Origin of the sequence: Streptomyces sp. NPDC098789 (assembly GCF_044759975.1) — a bacterium.
GTDB lineage: Bacteria > Actinomycetota > Actinomycetes > Streptomycetales > Streptomycetaceae > Streptomyces.
Genome location: NZ_JBIWAJ010000014.1, coordinates 40,231 through 55,182, shown reverse-complemented (window position 1 = coordinate 55,182; position 14,952 = coordinate 40,231). Strand labels below are relative to the sequence as shown.

Sequence of the window (14,952 nt, the reverse complement as noted above, 5' to 3'; positions counted from 1 at the left end):
ATGTACACGCCCTAGCCCCGCAGGGTGGCGATGGCCTTCTCGATGCGCCTCAGGCGCGTCTCGGGCTTCTTCGCGCTCTCGATCGCGCGCACGTGCTCGCGCTTGTGGCTGTACGCGAGGTCGTCGTAGGCGGCGCGGGCGACCGGGTCGTCGTCCAGGGCCCGGGCGAAGTCCGCGGGCTCGACGACCACGCGCGGCTCGGTGTCGAGCGCCAGCTCGACCTCGACCTCGTCGCCGATCGCCACACCCGCGGCTTGCCGGTTGGCCAGGCTGAGGCCGAGCAAGTGGCGGCCGCGCAGGATGGCGACCCGGCTCTTCCAGGAATGACCGTTGACGGTGATGGTCACCGGCGGCCGCGCGCCCCCGCCGAGCGCTGCCACCACCTCGGACGGCACTTCCAGCCCCCGCATGGGCTCGGGCGGCTCGACGTGGGACCGAAACTTCATGATCTTCTCCCGTTCACGCAACTCCGTCGGAAGGGTGTCGAGGAGAGGCCGCAGGGCCTGCTGGACCTCGGCGTGGCGGTGTGAGCCTAGAGGCTCCCTCGAACATGCTCAAGATCACGGTCCGAGCATGTTCGAGGCCGGCCGGCAGGCCGGGCGTTCGGGGGAGGCGACCCGACGTCGGAGCGCCCGAGCGTTTCGCTGCTCGGGCGTTCCGGTGCCCCGGCGGGCGGCGCTTCAGCCCTTGCGGGCCAACGGCTGCCCGGCGAAGCTCACCCCTGCCAGGCCGTGGGCCATGAGGTTGCGGATGTTGCTGTGATCGGAGTCGTTCGGCGTCGCCAGCACGCCGCGGTAGTGCTCACCGAAGGCGAGCAGCGCCTCTTCGTCGCTCAGCCCTTCCAACAGGGCCAGTCCCAGGGTCTTGCAGGACCCTTCGTTCTCACCCGCGGCATTCGTCAGCTCACCGTTGCGGAACGCCTGCGGCTGGTACGCGTAGTGCGCGGCGACGAAGGACAAGGTGTCGGCGAACTCGTGCTCACCCGACGCAAGGCTTGCCCGCAGCGAGTTCAATTCAGTCATGGTGGTTCCCCTGGGTTGTACGGACGATCCGATCGCCGCCCGTGACCGGACGACGGTACCCACCTTAAGGACAGCCGCCGGGCACCGCGCCGCACGTCCGAAAGGGCGATGACCGGGTCGGACAGGGCGTTGTCAGTGGGTGGCAGCATGATGATCTCCATGACCGAAAACAGCACCCCGCTCTCTCCTGCCGCCTACGCACAGGCCGTGACCACCGCCGTGGCGGCGTCGGCCGCCTACTACGGCGACGGGACCACACCGCTCGGTGACGACGAGTACGACGGGCTGCTGCGCGCCATCGCGGCCTACGAGGACGCCCACCCGGACGAGGGCCTCGCCGAGTCGCCGACCGGGAAGGTCGCGGGCGGGGCCGTGCAGGGCGACGTGCCGCACTCGGTGCCGATGCTCTCCCTGGACAACGTCTTCGACGCCGACGAGCTCGCAGAGTGGGCCGCCGGGCTGGAACGGCGCCTCGGGCACCCGGTGGCCGGCTGGTGCGTGGAGCCGAAGCTCGACGGCCTCGCGGTGGCCGTCCGGTACCGGGGCGGGCGGCTCGTCCAGGTCCTCACCCGCGGCGATGGCCTGGCCGGCGAGGACATCACCCACGCCGCCGACGCCGTCGTCGGGCTGCCGCCGGTACTCACCGAGCCGATCGACGTGGAGCTGCGCGGCGAGGTGCTGCTGACGACCGCACAGTTCGAGGAGGCCAACCGGATCCGGCTCGCCCACGAGGCCACGCCCTTCGCGCACCCGCGCAGCGGGGCGGCCGGCACGCTGCGGGCCAAGGACCGGCCCTACCGGATCGAGTTGACCTTCTTCGGCTACAGCGCGATCGGCCTGGACGGCCTCGGTCACGTCGCCCTGCTGGAGAGGCTGGCCGCGCTCGGTGCGAACACGGCCGCCAGCACGGCCGCCGCCCCGCTGCGGTGCGAGACCGTGGAGCAGGTGCAGGAACGTATCGACGTGATCGCCGGGCTGCGCGGTGACCTGCCCTTCGGGATCGACGGCGTCGTCGTCAAGGCCGACACGGCCGAGGACCAGCGGCAGGCCGGCAACGGCTCGCGCGCCCCGAGATGGGCGGTGGCCCGGAAACTGGCGGCCGAACACAAGGTGACGCGCCTGCTGGCAGTGGAGTGGAACGTCGGTCGGACCGGGATCATCGCCCCGCGCGGCGTCCTGGAGCCCGTGGTCATCGACGGGGTGACGGTCACCTACGCCACGCTCCACAATCCGTCCGACATCACCCGCCGCGGGCTCATGATCGGCGACCAGGTGTTCGTGTACCGGGCCGGCGACGTGATCCCCCGGGTCGAAGCACCACTGGTCGACCAGCGCACCGGCGCCGAGAGCCCGATCCTCTTCCCCGAGGAGTGCCCCCGCTGCGGCGACGCGATCGACACCTCCGAGCAGCGGTGGCGGTGCGTGCGAGGCCGCAGCTGCCAGGCCGTGGCCTCGGTGATCTACGCGGCCGGCCGGGACCAGCTCGACATCGAAGGCCTCGGCGGCACCCGCGCGATCCAGCTGGTGGAGGCCGCTCTGGTCAAGGACGTCGCCGACCTGTTCACGCTGACCCGCGAGCAGCTCCTCGATCTGGAGCGGATGGGCGAGACCAGCGCCGCCAACCTCCTGGCCGCGATCGAGACCGCCCGCGGGGCCGCGCTGAGCCGCGTGTTCTGCGCCCTCGGTGTCCGCGGCACCGGACGTACGATGTCCCGCCGGATCGCCGCGTACTTCGGCTCGATGGCCGCGATCCGCGCCGCCGACGCGGACACGCTGGCCGGCGTCCCCGGCATCGGCGCCGAGAAGGCCCGCGTCATCGAGGCCGAACTCGTCGAACTGGCCCCGCTCCTCGACAGACTCCGGGCCCAACGGGTCGGCACCCAGGTCACCGAGCCGCAGCGGCCCGCGACGTCGGCCGCGACCGAGGCGGGCGAGGCGACCCGCGCGAGCGACGGCGAGGACGCGCAGGACCCGGCGGGCGGCCCACTGGCCGGACAGGCCGTCGTGGTGACCGGCTCCATGACCGGCCCCCTCGCGGTCCTGTCCCGGAACGAGATGAACGAGCTGATCGAACGGGCCGGCGGAAAGGCCTCGTCGTCGGTGTCCAAGCGCACCACCCTCCTGGTGGCGGGCGAGAAGGCCGGCTCCAAGCGCGCCAAGGCCGAAGAGCTGGGCATCCGCATCCTCGACCCCGAGGAATTCGCCACCCTCGTGGCCGCCCTCCTCCCTACCGCCTAGGCGGGCCGTACCCGGCCGGCGGTGACGGGGAGGGGCGGTGGTCGAGCATGGCCTGGGACCGTCTCCAGGTCGGCTCACCCACCCGCTCCGCCGCGCTAGTAGGATCAGGTGATATGCGCAACTTGATGCATCAGTGTCCCAATTCACGTCACAGTGCCGGGCAGGGTCACGGCCAGGCGGAGCGGTCACGCAGCCTGTCCCCGCTCGCGGCCCCATGTGACTCCGTGGCAGGTGAGGCCGGGGTGCAGGTTCCACAGGCCCTCCGGACAGCCCTGGACGCGTGGGCGGCCGGAGCGGAGAACCCGGCGGAGAAGGGCAACGGCCCGGCGGCGTCGAGAGACCGCTTCGGTACCGGAGGGCGAGGCCTGCCCGGGCTGCTGTGGAACAAAGGCGCAAAGCGCCGGGAAGGAGAACTGAGCACCAAGTACGGCATTGAGATCGGTCCCGGACCCGCCGGCGGTACGCACTTCAGTCACTCCGAGATCAACAAGATCGACAAAGTGCTCGGCACGCTTCCGCGCCGTGACCTCGCCGACAACAAGTCGCTGCGGGGACTCGTGCGAGGGGGCGGACAAGGCGGCCTGGTGAGCCTGTTCGATCCTGATACCAGCCGTGTGCACATCCAGCACCCCGTGGGGCTTCCGGCCTGGCTCTACACCCGCCTCCAGAGAGGCTCGGGGTGGCAGCGTCGGCTGATGGACTTGGGCGCCGCAGCGGGCTATGACGGTCTGAGTATCGGTCAGCGCTGTTCCGTACTGGGTCGGTCACGTGACCGTCGGCAGGTGATGGGGAAAGTCCTGTCGCACGGCAGCCTGTTGAGCTGGACACTGCGCCACGAGATAGGTCACAGCGTCGACCAGCAGCACCAATGGCTGCTCACCGATTCCGCCAAGCCCGAGTTCGGCGGCTGGCAGGCGCACCTTGGCTCCTACGGGTGCCGTGCGGTCGCACGTGCCTTCCTTGCTCCCTACGGGATCACCGAAGAGGGCGCGATTCACTGGCTGGCGCACCGGATCGCTCCCGACAGCGAGGGCGTGGTGCGAGTGAATGCCGCGCTGGCCTCGGATCTCACCCGGGACCTTCCCGAAGCAGGGCGGACCCTGGGGCAATCGGGCCTGCGACAACTGGTCCGGGACCTCGGGCTGGCCACGGAACAGCCGTGGATGCTTCCGAAGGGCGGAACCGACCGTCTCACGCGCGACGGACGCGTGTACCAAGTCGATCAGTACGGCTCATGGTGCAGCTACCTGGCCTCCGCCCGCCATCACGGCGTGTCCCCGTACCAGTTCTCTTCCGCAGACGAATTCTTCGCTGAGTCCTACGCGGCCTTTCACGACCCCGTCGCCGGCACTACCCTCCGCCGGCGACTGCACCCGGACGCAGCCACCTGGTTCAAGGACAGGACCCAGCAGCCGCGTCCTGAAGAAGCCTCTTGCTGAGGTTTTCGGATTGCCGTCCGGTGGCGACGATTCACGTTCCCTGCGGTGTGCCCGTGTGCTTCCACCTCGGCGGGAGGAGCGCGGCGCCGAGCACCCGGCCGGCGCTCTCGGGGAGGGGCGCGCCGATCAGCTGCCGCAGGTACGGCCGGCCACGGCCTCGGTCGGTGCCTGGGCGCGGGCCCGGCTCTGGGCCTGGGCCTGGGTCTGGGCCTGGGTCGGGGAGTCGTCCGGCTGTTCCGTCGAGGTGTCGCAGCACTTCCGCGAGGCGCTGTCGGCGCTCTTGCCCAGCGTGCTCGCGTCGGCCTTGACGACGTAGACCTCCCAGGGCTCCTTGCCGGGGCCGGTCACCCAGACCTTGTCCTGGAGCGCGTAACAGCAGGAGGTGTCGTTCTCCTCGAAGGTGGCCAGCCCGGCCTCCTCCAGGCGGGTCGTGGCGGCGGTGACGTCCTCGGTGGTGGCGACCTCGACGCCGAGGTGGTCCAGGCGGGTGGGTTCGTCCGCCGCGCCCTCGATCAGGACGAGCTTGAGCGGCGGTTCGGCGATGGCGAAGTTGGCGTAGCCCGGCCGGCGCTTGGCCGGTTCGGCGTTGAAGAGCTTGGAGTAGAAGGCGATCGAGCCTTCCAGGTCGGCGACGCGCAGGGCGAGCTGGACACGGGACATGGCGGTCTCCCCTTCGGGGAATCACTGTTTCGACATCTGTCGATATAGAAGACGTTGCCACCGGATTAGATGGCTGTCAATATAGAGGCATGTCTAAACAAGCTGGTCTGCCGGTACTCGGGCAGGACGACGCGGTGTGCTGCACGCCCATGGTCCGCGAGCCGCTGGGCGAGGAGGCCGCGGCCGATCTGTCGCGGATGTTCAAGGCGCTGTCGGACCCGATCCGACTCCGCCTGCTGTCGCTGATCGCCTCGTACGAGGGCGGCGAGGCCTGCGTGTGCGACCTGACCGGCCCGTTCGACGTCTCCCAGCCGACGATCTCCCACCACCTGAAGGTGTTGCGCGAGGCCGGGCTCGTCGGCTCCGAGCGCCGCGGAACGTGGGTGTACTACTGGGTGGTCCCCCGGGCCCTGGCCCAGCTGTCGGCCCTGCTCCAGATCCCCACCGCGCCCGCGAAGGCCGGTAGGTGAGCACCACGGCGCCGCTGGCCCGCAGGGTGGTGGTCGAGGCCGCCGGTAGCGCGGCGCTCGTCGCGGTGGTCGTGGGCTCAGGCATCCAGGCCACACAGCTGACCCGGGACGTCGGGGTGCAGTTGCTGGCCAACTCCCTGGCGACCGTCTTCGGCCTCGGCGTGCTGATCGCCTTCCTCGGGCCCGTCTCCGGGGCGCACTTCAACCCGGTCGTCACGCTCGCCGCCTGGTTCACCGGCCGCCACCGCCGCGACGGACTCAGGCTGCGCGAGGCCGCCGCCTACGGCGGCGCGCTGCTCGCCGACGCGATGTTCACCGAGCCGGTCCTGGCCCTCGCCTCCCGCGACCGGTGGGCGGAGCACCTGTGGCTGGGCGAGGTGGTGGCCACCGCCGGGCTGGTCTGGCTCGTCCTCGGGCTGGCCCGCACCGGGCGCGCGCAACTGGCACCGGCTCTCGTCGCCTCCTACATCGGGGCGGCGTACTGGTTCACCTCCTCCACCTCCTTCGCGAATCCCGCCGTCACCATCGGCCGGGCGTTCACCGACACCTTCGCCGGCATCGCCCCCGCCTCCCTCGCCCCGTTCATCGCCGCCCAACTGCTCGGCGGCGTCCTCGGCCTGGGCCTCGTCGCCGCCTGCTTCGGCCGCACGGGCCCCACGTCGACGAGCAACGCCCTACCCGCCGCCCGCCCCGCTGAAGAAGGCGCACTCACCCCATGAGCACCCCCGCGGTCCCATCCGTCCCGTCCCTCTCGTCCCTCCCGTCCCTCCCCTCCGTCCCCTCCGTACTGTTCGTCTGCGTCCACAACGCCGGTCGTTCCCAGATGGCCGCCGCCTTCCTCACCCACCTCGCCGGGGACCGGGTCCAGGTCCGTTCCGCCGGCTCCGCTCCCGCCGACACCGTGAACCCGGCCGTCGTCGAGGCCATGGCCGAAGCGGGCATCGACATCTCCGCCGAGACCCCGAAGGTCCTGACGGCGGAGACGGTGCGGTCCTCCGATGTGGTCATCACGATGGGCTGTGGAGACGCCTGCCCGTACTTCCCCGGCAAGCGCTACCTGGACTGGACCCTGACCGACCCGGCCGGACAGGGCGTGGCGGCCGTGCGACCGATCCGGGACGCGATCGAGCAGCGCGTCCACGCCCTGCTCGCCGAACTCGACGTCCCGCCCTCGACGTCCCGCCCTGAGCGTGTCCGTGCCGGTGCGGATGATCGCTAAGCTCACGTCATGCCCAACGATCCTGGTTTCACGTGCTCCTGCTGCGGCGCCCACCACGCCGAGCTCCCCATGAGCTATTCGACGATCGCCCCCGATGTCTGGGACGTCGGCTTCGAGGGGGATCCGGACAGCATGCTGTCCTCCGACCAGTGCGTGATCAAGGGGCAGCACTTCTTCATCAGGGGCATGATCGAGATACCTGTGATCGGCAGCCAGGACGTCTTCTCCTGGGGCGTCTGGGTCTCGCTGAGCAGGGACAACTTCGCCCGGGCCCAGGAGATGTGGAACACGCGGGGCCGCGAGACCGAGAAGCCGTACTTCGGCTGGCTCAGCACCGAGCTCCCGATGTACTCCGAGGGCACCACCGACCTGAAGACCAACGCCCACACCCGACCCCTCGGCAATCGGCCCTACATCCAACTGGAGCCCACCGACCACCCGCTCGCCGTCGAACAGCGCACCGGGATCACGCTGGACCGCGTGCGTGAGATCGCCGCGGCGGTGCTGCATCCGGCCTGACCGGTAGCCGACACCCCGTCGCAGCTACGACGGCACCCGGACCCCCAGGACTCCGGTCAGTTCCGAGCGGCGGCGGACGGCGAGTTTGCGGTACACGCGGGTCAGGTGTTGTTCCACCGTGCTCACCGTGATGTACAGCTGGCTGCCGATCTGTCGGTTCGACCTGCCCGCTGCGGCCAGGGAGGCCACCTGGCGTTCGGCCTCCGTCAGGCCGACGGCCGCCGGGTCCGTCGTTGCGGGAGCGGCCCCCGTCGTGGGTGCGCCTCCCGGGGCGATGGCGGGCGGTCCGGCCGGGCTGGGGGCCGGGGGAGTGTCCAGCGGGGGTGCGAGGTCCTGGATCCGGTGGGGGGCACCGGATTCGGCGGCCAGGTGCTGTGCCTCGTTCCAGCGGGCCCGCGCCGTGTGCGTGACGCCGTCCGCCAGGTCCACGTGGCTGAGTTGGGCGAGCACCCGGGCGAGCGAGAGCCGGTTGCCGGTCGCGCGCAGGGTCCGCTCCGCCTCCTCCAGCCGGGCCCGGCGCCGCCCGGGATCGTCGACCGCGGCCAGCACCTCCAACGCGCGACCGCGGGCGTCGGTCGGCCGGTCGCCCTGCACGATCTCCGCGACGGCCAGCCGGCGGGCCTGCTCGGGGTCGTCGAGGGCCAGGTACGCCTGGGCGGCGTAGGCACGCCAGCCCAGCGGGCCGAAGGGGTTTCCCTGCCGGGCCCCCTCCGCCGGGGCGCAGGCCGTGAAGTCGTCCAGCGCCGCGCGCGGGCGGCCCGATTCCAGCAGGTAGCAACCCCGGGCCAACCGGTACATCGGGCCGAAGGACGAGTCCCACATCTCGTCGGGGACCGGACGCTCCAGGTAGCGCATCGCCTGGTTCGGATCCCCCATGAGGGTGTGCGCGGCGATCAGGACCGACAGCGGCATCCCGACGGCGACGCCCCAACTGCGGTCGGGCAGCAGCTCCAGCGCCTGCGCGGCGCTCCGCGCAGCCGTGCGCAGGTCTCCGAGGTGCCACCGCAGGTGCGCGCGCAGACCGCTCAGGAGGGCCTTGCGGGCCGGGAGTTCGTCCGGGGTGAGCCCGCTCCACTGGTCCTCGCAGAGCTGGTCGGCCAGCGTCATCTCGCCCTTGCGGGTGAGCTCCAGCAGGGCCGCGAGGTCCAGCTCCCGCAGCCAACGGGGGTTGATGGCCGCCGGTACGGACCGCTGCTCGGCAGCGTCGTGGCCGTCGCCCCCGGACGGTGCGGCCCCGAAGGGTGTGGCCCCGGATGGTGTGGTCCCGGACGATGTGCCCCCGGGTGGGCGCAGCAGGCTGCGGCCGCCGTGGGCGGGCTCGGCGCAGGACGCGGGCACCGCCACCGGCGCGTGCCGACCGGAGGCTCCGGCCGCACCCGCGTCGAAGAAGTAGGCGTGCACCACCGGATCGCCGAGCAGCTCCGGCCACAGGCACCCGATCAGCGCGCGGAACTCCCGCACCTCCTCCTGAACATGGGCCGGTTCGCAGGTCTCGACCAGGCGGGCCATCACCTCCCGCGCGCGGTCGCGACTGCCGAACCAGAGGAACCAGAGGACCAGGAGCCGCAGCGCGCCGCAGTCCGCGTGCCCGGCGCGCGCCGCGGCCAACAGCCGGTTCACGTCGGGCTCCGCCGCCAGCGGATTGACGTAGCACTGCGTGCCGATCAATGAGGCGATGACCCTGCTGCGCTGCGTGTGGTCGAGCTCGGCCCGGTCGGCCAGGCGCAGACAGGCGAGCGCCCGGTCCGCCCGACCGGCCATGAGGAGTTGCTGCCAGGCGAGCCGCAACACCCGTACCTGGGACGGGTCGGGCCGCTCGTCCGCGGCGACGAGGTGGTGGGCGACGGAGGGCGCCGGGGCGCCCTCGCCGAACAGCAGCGCGGCTGCCCGCCCGTGCAGGCCCGGCAGTTCGGCGGTGAGCATGCTCAAGGCGGCGCCGGGGACGGCGGGGTGGCGGAAGCCGTCGCTTCCCAGCAGGCCCGCGCGTTCGAGTTCCGCGAGGTGTTGCTCGATCTCCCCGGGGTGCCGCTCCAGCAGGCGTGCGGCCCGTAAGGGATCGGCGTCGTCACCCAGCACGGCGAGGGCCTGTACGGTCTCCGCGAGCCGGGGGTGGCGGACCAGCGCGGCGGCGTAGGCGGTGCGGAAGGCGGCCCCGACGTGGATCGGTGACGGCGGGCCGGCGGCTGTGTCCGGGTGCAGGTCGCGGACCAGCGCGGTGGCCAGTGCGGGGTTTCCGCCGCTGATCCGGTGGACCGCCCCGGCCAGCTCGCGGGACGCGTCGGCGCCGGCCTCGTGCTCCAGCAGCCGTTCGACCTCCTCCTCGCGCAAGGCGGTGGCCTCGATCAGCCGGGCGTCGCCGAGCCCGATGAATTCGAGGTGGTCGCGGATGTCGTCGCGGGAGGTGCGCGGATAGGCCATCACCAAGGTGATGCCGTGGGCCCGGGCCCGGCGGGCCAGGTGGAGCAGACAGGACTGCGAGGCCGGGTCCACGTGGTGGGCGTCGTCGACGAGGACGAAGCCGCCGGCGGGCCCGGCGGCCGCGACCAGCGCGCAGATCAGCTCCTGCACGATGTGCGCGGGTAAGGCTCCGGGCTGGCCGGTGGTCGACGAGCCGGTCGACGCGCCGGGTGCGTCGGCGAGCGCCGCACCCTCGACGAGTCGGTGCACGGCCGCACGGACGGCACCGGGAATTCCGGATCCGTGCACGAATTGTTCGAGGAAGGAAAAGGGGACCGCGCGCTCATCGCGAAAGCCGGTGGCATGCAGGCATACCGATCCGGATGCGACGGCGCGTGCTTTCACCTCGTCCAGCAGGAACGTTTTGCCTGTTCCCGGGCCCCCTTCCAGGAGGATGACGCCACCGCGCTGTCCGGCCCGTTCGACGATCTCATCGGCATAGGACAAAATCCCGCAGCTTTCCATTCGCATCCCACCATCCCGTTCTCATGCGAGGAACAGCACGGAACGGAACGGACCCGACCGGCAGGGCAGGCGGCCTCCGGCCCAGCGGTGATCGAGTCTACGTCGGGACCGGTGGGGCGTCGGGGAGCAGGGATCGATATTCCGCCATTGTCCTGACAAACGAACGGAATCGGACGCGCGGGCTCAAGCGCTCCCCCGTTCAGGGACTCTTCTGCGTGCGCCCATCATTGGCCGGAACAGCACGGTCCACTCGCTGCGGAAGACCGGTCCTGGCCGATGCGTAGATCGCCGTCACCACGGCCACCGCCCGGCGGCCACCCGCCCCGTCCACGAGCGGCGGCCGCCCCTCGCGCACGGCGTCGCAGAAGTCCAGGAGCTGGTCCCGGTGCGGCTGGTACAGCAGGCCCGAGGCGTCCCGGGCGCCATCGCCCGCCAACTCCGCCGCGTAGGCCGCGGACTGGTCGGCGGCGCCGAACGCCCCGTAGGCGGGCGCGTCCTCGCCCTCCGCGGCGAGGTGCAGGTAGGCGAGCTTGTCGTCGTCGATGACCACGGAGCCCCGGTCGCCGTTCACCGCGGTCCGGGCGGTGCGCCCCGGGTAGGCCGCCGTGGAGGCGAGCAGGGTGCCCAGCGCGCCGTTCGCGAAGCGCAGGCTCGCCGTCGCCACGTCCTCCACCTCGATGCCGGGATGGGCCAGTCGTGCGGTGTGCGCCGCCACCTCCACCACCGGCCCGGCCAACCACTGCACCAGGTCCACCGCGTGGATCGCCTGGTTCATCAGCGCTCCGCCACCGTCCAGGGCCCGCGTGCCGCGCCAGGTGCCGGAGGCGTAGTACGAGGGCCCGCGCCACCAGGACAGCTCGGTCATGACCGAGGTCACCCGGCCCAGCCGACCCGATTCGATCGCCGAACGGGCCAGCCGGGCGGCGGGGTCGAAGCGGTGCTGGGACACCACGCCGAGCGTCCGCCCCGTCTCCCGGGCCACCGCGATCAGCCGGTCGGCGGCCTGTGGCGTCACGTCGACCGGCTTCTCCACCAGTACGTGCTTGCCCGCGCGCAGGGCCGCCTCGGCCAGCTCCGCATGGGTGCCGCTCGGAGTGCACACGAGTACGGCGTCCACGTCCCGCCGGGCGAGCAGTCCGGCCACGTCGGTCGCCGCGCAGCCCACCTCGGCCGCGAGCGCCGCGGCCCGCACCGGGTCCCGGCCGACGACCGCCGCCAGCCGTGCCCGGCCGGCCAGTTCCGCGTCCTCGCGCGTCAGCAACCGGGCCAGGAAGCCGCCGATCGACCCGCAGCCGATCACTCCGAACGTGAGCACGGGATCTCTCCTCCAGTCGGGGCCGTGGGGTCGGCCCGGGTGGTGTGGGTGGTGCGAATGTTGCGGGTGGTGCGGGTGGTGCGCGTAGCGCCGGGGGACGGCGCTTCCGGTCGTCGCGCTCGGCCGGGCCCCTGCTCGTACGGGCAGTGCCAGGTGCGGGGGCCCGGCCGCCGCTCAGGTGCGGACGGAGGGCGGTCGGAGACCGGGGTGCGCGCCCCGGGAGGTCCCGACGGGTCGCTCGGGGTGGGCCGCCTCGGCCAACAGGCCGATGCGCGCCGCGCCCCGCAGGTCGAGGCCGGGCGGGCCGGCGGGGGACAGCAGCGTCGCCACCGCCCACCGCAGGGCGTTGTCCAGCGGGGAGTCGTGGATCAGCCACTCGCGCCGTAGCCCCGGCCCCTCCGCGGTGAGCCGGTGGGTGTTGCGCGGCAGCCGGGTGCCGCGCGGCAGGGTCACCGGGTCCAGGTCCAGGCCGAAGCGCACCGGCCCGGCCAGCACGTCGACGTGTCGCTGCCTGCTCTCGTCGGCCGCGAGGGGCAGGTCGAACCAAGTGGGCACCTCGACCTGCCCGGAGGGGTCGGGGCCGACGATGGTGGAGTACAACTCGATGTCCACGCCGTCGGCCACGGCCCGCTCGTGCGCGGCGGTACTGGTCAACTCGGGGTCGATCGCCACCTGGAGGGCGCACGCCTGCGGGTCGGTGCCCATGTAGCGGTCGTACGTCTCCGGCGGCAGCGCGCCGCGGACCAGGGCCAGCATGTGCAACCACTCGTAGCCGAAGACGCCGTAGTCGTGGTCGACGAACCGGCCCGCGGCGATGTCGGCCCGCCGGTCCTTGCCGAAGCCGACGCGGACCGCGCGCAGCGCGTGCCCGGGCGTCAGCTCTTGCCGCATGCTCCGCAGCAGGGCCATGGCCCGGGAGTGCCGGTACTGGTCCATGACCACCAGCCGGGCCTCGGGGTGGGCGTCCAACAGGGAGGTCAGCTCGGGGATCTCCCACGCGCGGCACAGCGGCTTCTCGACCAGCAGTCGGGCCGCCGGGTCCACGGCGAGCACCTGCGCGACCGTCGCCACGTGGGTGGCGGTGGGCGAGCACACGGACCAGACGTCGACGGGGCGACGGGCGGCCCCCTCGACCGAGTCGAAGACGGGAACCGCGGGCGGGACGGCACCCGGTGCGGGATCGGCCACGCTCACGTCGAACCCGAGCTCACCCAGCAGCCGTTGGTGCAACCGGCCGGCGGCCCCGTACCCGACCACGCAGACGCGGGTACCGGACGTGCGGGCCTTCACCGGACCACCGGGACCACCGGGACCGGCGAGGCCGGTGCGACCGGTGCGACCGGTACGGAGGGAGCCGCCGGAGCCGCCGGAGCCACCGCGGCGCCGCGGTGGCGGGTGCCGGAGGCCAGGTACTCCTCGTAGTAGGCGCCGAACAGCCCGGCCTCGTCGATCTCCCGGTCCACGGGCTCCAGGTGGATGCCGGGGGCGAGCCCGCCCGCCTCGCGGCACAGCAGCTTCGCCGCGATCAGGGTGCCGGCGCGGTAGGCGTCGTAACCGCGGTTCGCGATGCCCTCGTACTCGAAGAGGTTGAGCGAGCGGCCGTCCCCCAGCAGGGTGGCCGTGGTGCCGCCGGGCAGGGTGTGGCGGACGCCGACCTGGGGGACCGGCGTGGAGCGCAGCCCCTCGAAACCCTCGCTGAGCAGGCTGAAGTCCTTCGTGGCGAACCCCGCGAGGTACACCCCGTCGGGCAGCAGCGGCAGATCGTCGTGGGTGAGGGCGAGTTCACCGCTGTTGCCGATGATCAGGAAGGGCGCGTGGGCGCCGAGCGCCTCGCCCATGCTGCGGTACGTCTCGTACCCGTGCTCCGCGGCCGTGATCAGCGCCAGGACGTCCGTGTCCACCACGGCCACCCGGCAGCCCAGCGCGCGCAGCGCGTGCGCCACGCGACCCCCGAGCGTGCCGTAGCCCAGCAGCAGCACGTGCCGGCCGATGAACTTCTCGCCCGGCAGGATCGCACGCAGTCGGCGTACGCACGAGTCGGCTATCTCGTTGTAGCCGAGCATGCTCTTCAGCCGCGAACGCGCCATGTTGAGCACCGGGATGGTCAGTTCGCCGGGCGCCCCCGCGATCCGCTTCAACCCGCTCACGGTCAGTTCCACGGCGCCGTCGATGCCGTCCTCCAGGACGCCCTCGGCCCCGTAACCCTGCGCGAGCAGACCGCCGTCGTCGATCACCAGCACCTTGCGGCCCGCCGCGTGCGCGCTGCGCACGAAGTCGTCCACCTGCTCGTTGACCGCGAGGGCGTACGCGCGCGCCGAGGTGTCGGCCGAGCCGTTGATGACCGAGTTGTCCAGGGTGTCGCTCCGGTAGCCGCGGTGCAGGAACCAGGCGTGCACGCGGTCGCGGTGCAGGGTCCGGTCGCCCTTGGAGAGCGCGAAGATCCACTGCGGGTCGATCCCGGCCCGCTCCATGCCCAGGAGGAAGCCGACGCTGTTCTCCACGTAATGGTCGCGGAAGATCAACGCCCAGTCGTGGAAGGCAGGTTCCCCGGTGGAGTAGCGGGCCACCAGCGGCATGCCGGCCACGATGGTCTCGACCTCCGCGGGCGTGTAGCAGTGGCCGCGCAGGGTCAGCGCCCCGACGATGCGGTCGAAGACGGCCCCGGCCCGCTCGGAGAGCGGTCCGTCGGCCGACAGCAGCACCTGGGTGCGGGCGGCCGGGGGAGCGACGGCGTCGAGGGTGTCCGGGGCGGCGTCGGCGAGGGGTCGACTGCGCAGCCGTACGGAGGTGCCGTCCAGGTCGAACAGCAGCCCCCCGGCGGCCGATCGCCCGGGAGCGGGCGCCCCGGGCTCCGGCTCCCCGAGTGGGACGCCCTCACCGCGCAACACCGAGCGTACGGTCGCGTCGACGTCGTGGGGCGTCATGCGACCGTCGAGGACCTCGTACCGTCCGGTGCCCGGGCACGGGACGGCGACGTCCTCCAGCGCGACACCCCTGGACTCTCCTTCGGTCAACGTCATCGTTCCAACCTCTTCTCGTCGTGGAGCTGGCCGGCGGTCCGGGGCGTCCGGCACACCGGCGGGGAGCGGCCGGCGCTGCCTCCCGGGGCGGGGAGTCGGGAGCGGGGGGCGCGGGATACGCGGCGCGG

14 protein-coding genes are annotated in these 14,952 nt (G+C 72.4%); 7 read left to right on the top strand and 7 right to left on the bottom strand.

Translation table 11 applies throughout. The features are described from left to right. Positions 1 to 11 precede the first annotated feature (11 nt). Together ACIQWR_RS26170 and ACIQWR_RS26165 are read right to left on the bottom strand one after the other, a co-directional pair. Positions 12 to 446 carry a YdeI/OmpD-associated family protein gene (locus ACIQWR_RS26170; RefSeq protein WP_404014028.1) on the bottom strand — a complete coding sequence of 145 codons (435 nt, stop codon included), beginning with the start codon at positions 444 to 446 and terminating at the stop codon, positions 12 to 14. A gap of 234 nt (positions 447 to 680) precedes the next feature. Further along, positions 681 to 1,022, bottom strand: a complete 342-nt coding sequence (locus ACIQWR_RS26165; protein WP_404014025.1) for a HopJ type III effector protein — start codon at positions 1,020 to 1,022, stop codon at positions 681 to 683. A gap of 150 nt (positions 1,023 to 1,172) precedes the next feature. On the opposite strand from ACIQWR_RS26165, the gene ligA reads away from it, so the two are divergent. Continuing rightward, complete coding sequence (ligA, locus tag ACIQWR_RS26160; RefSeq protein WP_404014531.1) at positions 1,173 to 3,260, top strand: NAD-dependent DNA ligase LigA; 2,088 nt, start codon at positions 1,173 to 1,175, stop codon at positions 3,258 to 3,260. Positions 3,261 to 3,484: 224 nt separating this feature from the next. Next, complete coding sequence (locus ACIQWR_RS26155; protein WP_404014023.1) at positions 3,485 to 4,699, top strand: hypothetical protein; 1,215 nt, start codon at positions 3,485 to 3,487, stop codon at positions 4,697 to 4,699. Between the two features lie 126 nt (positions 4,700 to 4,825). Here ACIQWR_RS26155 and ACIQWR_RS26150 read toward each other — a convergent pair whose 3' ends face one another. Continuing rightward, complete coding sequence (locus ACIQWR_RS26150) at positions 4,826 to 5,359, bottom strand: ArsI/CadI family heavy metal resistance metalloenzyme (RefSeq protein ID WP_404014020.1); 534 nt, start codon at positions 5,357 to 5,359, stop codon at positions 4,826 to 4,828. 89 nt (positions 5,360 to 5,448) lie between these two features. Here ACIQWR_RS26150 and ACIQWR_RS26145 point away from each other — a divergent pair, with 89 nt between their 5' ends. The 4 genes from ACIQWR_RS26145 (at position 5,449) to ACIQWR_RS26130 (ending at position 7,567) form a co-directional block, all read left to right on the top strand. Beyond that, entirely contained in the window at positions 5,449 to 5,829 is a 381-nt protein-coding gene (locus ACIQWR_RS26145) for an ArsR/SmtB family transcription factor (RefSeq protein ID WP_404014017.1), read from the top strand. Beyond that, positions 5,826 to 6,548, top strand: coding sequence for an aquaporin (locus tag ACIQWR_RS26140; protein ID WP_404014014.1), 723 nt, complete (start codon positions 5,826 to 5,828; stop codon positions 6,546 to 6,548). The genes ACIQWR_RS26145 and ACIQWR_RS26140 overlap by 4 nt, the downstream gene beginning before the upstream one ends. Beyond that, the gene (locus tag ACIQWR_RS26135; protein WP_404014012.1) at positions 6,545 to 7,048 is read left to right on the top strand and encodes an arsenate reductase ArsC; all 504 of its coding nucleotides are present in this window, start codon (positions 6,545 to 6,547) and stop codon (positions 7,046 to 7,048) included. Before ACIQWR_RS26140 ends, ACIQWR_RS26135 begins: the two co-directional genes overlap by 4 nt. Before the next feature lie 69 nt (positions 7,049 to 7,117). Continuing rightward, positions 7,118 to 7,567, top strand: coding sequence for a DUF2199 domain-containing protein (locus tag ACIQWR_RS26130; RefSeq protein ID WP_404014528.1), 450 nt, complete (start codon positions 7,118 to 7,120; stop codon positions 7,565 to 7,567). A gap of 24 nt (positions 7,568 to 7,591) precedes the next feature. Here the strand turns inward: ACIQWR_RS26130 and ACIQWR_RS26125 are convergent, their stop codons facing one another. Beyond that, positions 7,592 to 10,381, bottom strand: coding sequence for a LuxR C-terminal-related transcriptional regulator (locus ACIQWR_RS26125; RefSeq protein ID WP_404014526.1), 2,790 nt, complete (start codon positions 10,379 to 10,381; stop codon positions 7,592 to 7,594). On the opposite strand from ACIQWR_RS26125, the gene ACIQWR_RS26120 reads away from it, so the two are divergent. Beyond that, complete coding sequence (locus ACIQWR_RS26120; RefSeq protein ID WP_404014552.1) at positions 10,268 to 10,645, top strand: hypothetical protein; 378 nt, start codon at positions 10,268 to 10,270, stop codon at positions 10,643 to 10,645. The genes ACIQWR_RS26125 and ACIQWR_RS26120 overlap by 114 nt on opposite strands. Positions 10,646 to 10,688: 43 nt before the next feature. Here the strand turns inward: ACIQWR_RS26120 and ACIQWR_RS26115 are convergent, their stop codons facing one another. The 3 genes from ACIQWR_RS26115 to ACIQWR_RS26105 all read right to left on the bottom strand — a co-directional run bounded on the left by ACIQWR_RS26115 (position 10,689) and on the right by ACIQWR_RS26105 (position 14,824). Further along, a complete protein-coding gene (locus tag ACIQWR_RS26115; protein ID WP_404014009.1) occupies positions 10,689 to 11,804 on the bottom strand; it encodes a Gfo/Idh/MocA family protein in 1,116 nt (371 codons plus the stop codon). Between the two features lie 174 nt (positions 11,805 to 11,978). Continuing rightward, entirely contained in the window at positions 11,979 to 13,094 is a 1,116-nt protein-coding gene (locus ACIQWR_RS26110; RefSeq protein WP_404014007.1) for a Gfo/Idh/MocA family oxidoreductase, read from the bottom strand. Beyond that, a complete protein-coding gene (locus ACIQWR_RS26105) occupies positions 13,091 to 14,824 on the bottom strand; it encodes a hypothetical protein (RefSeq protein ID WP_404014004.1) in 1,734 nt (577 codons plus the stop codon). The genes ACIQWR_RS26110 and ACIQWR_RS26105 overlap by 4 nt, the downstream gene beginning before the upstream one ends. Between the last annotated feature and the right edge of the window lie 128 nt (positions 14,825 to 14,952).

Excerpts from the sequence above, each read along its gene's own strand:
- ACIQWR_RS26170 (WP_404014028.1), bottom strand. The coding sequence starts at position 446 with ATGAAGTTTCGGTCCCACGTCGAGCCGCCCGAGCCCATGCGGGGGCTG.
- ACIQWR_RS26165 (WP_404014025.1), bottom strand. The coding sequence starts at position 1,022 with ATGACTGAATTGAACTCGCTGCGGGCAAGCCTTGCGTCGGGTGAGCAC.
- ligA (WP_404014531.1), top strand. The coding sequence starts at position 1,173 with ATGATCTCCATGACCGAAAACAGCACCCCGCTCTCTCCTGCCGCCTAC.
- ACIQWR_RS26150 (WP_404014020.1), bottom strand. The coding sequence starts at position 5,359 with ATGTCCCGTGTCCAGCTCGCCCTGCGCGTCGCCGACCTGGAAGGCTCG.
- ACIQWR_RS26145 (WP_404014017.1), top strand. The coding sequence starts at position 5,449 with ATGTCTAAACAAGCTGGTCTGCCGGTACTCGGGCAGGACGACGCGGTG.
- ACIQWR_RS26135 (WP_404014012.1), top strand. The coding sequence starts at position 6,545 with ATGAGCACCCCCGCGGTCCCATCCGTCCCGTCCCTCTCGTCCCTCCCG.
- ACIQWR_RS26130 (WP_404014528.1), top strand. The coding sequence starts at position 7,118 with ATGAGCTATTCGACGATCGCCCCCGATGTCTGGGACGTCGGCTTCGAG.
- ACIQWR_RS26105 (WP_404014004.1), bottom strand. The coding sequence starts at position 14,824 with ATGACGTTGACCGAAGGAGAGTCCAGGGGTGTCGCGCTGGAGGACGTC.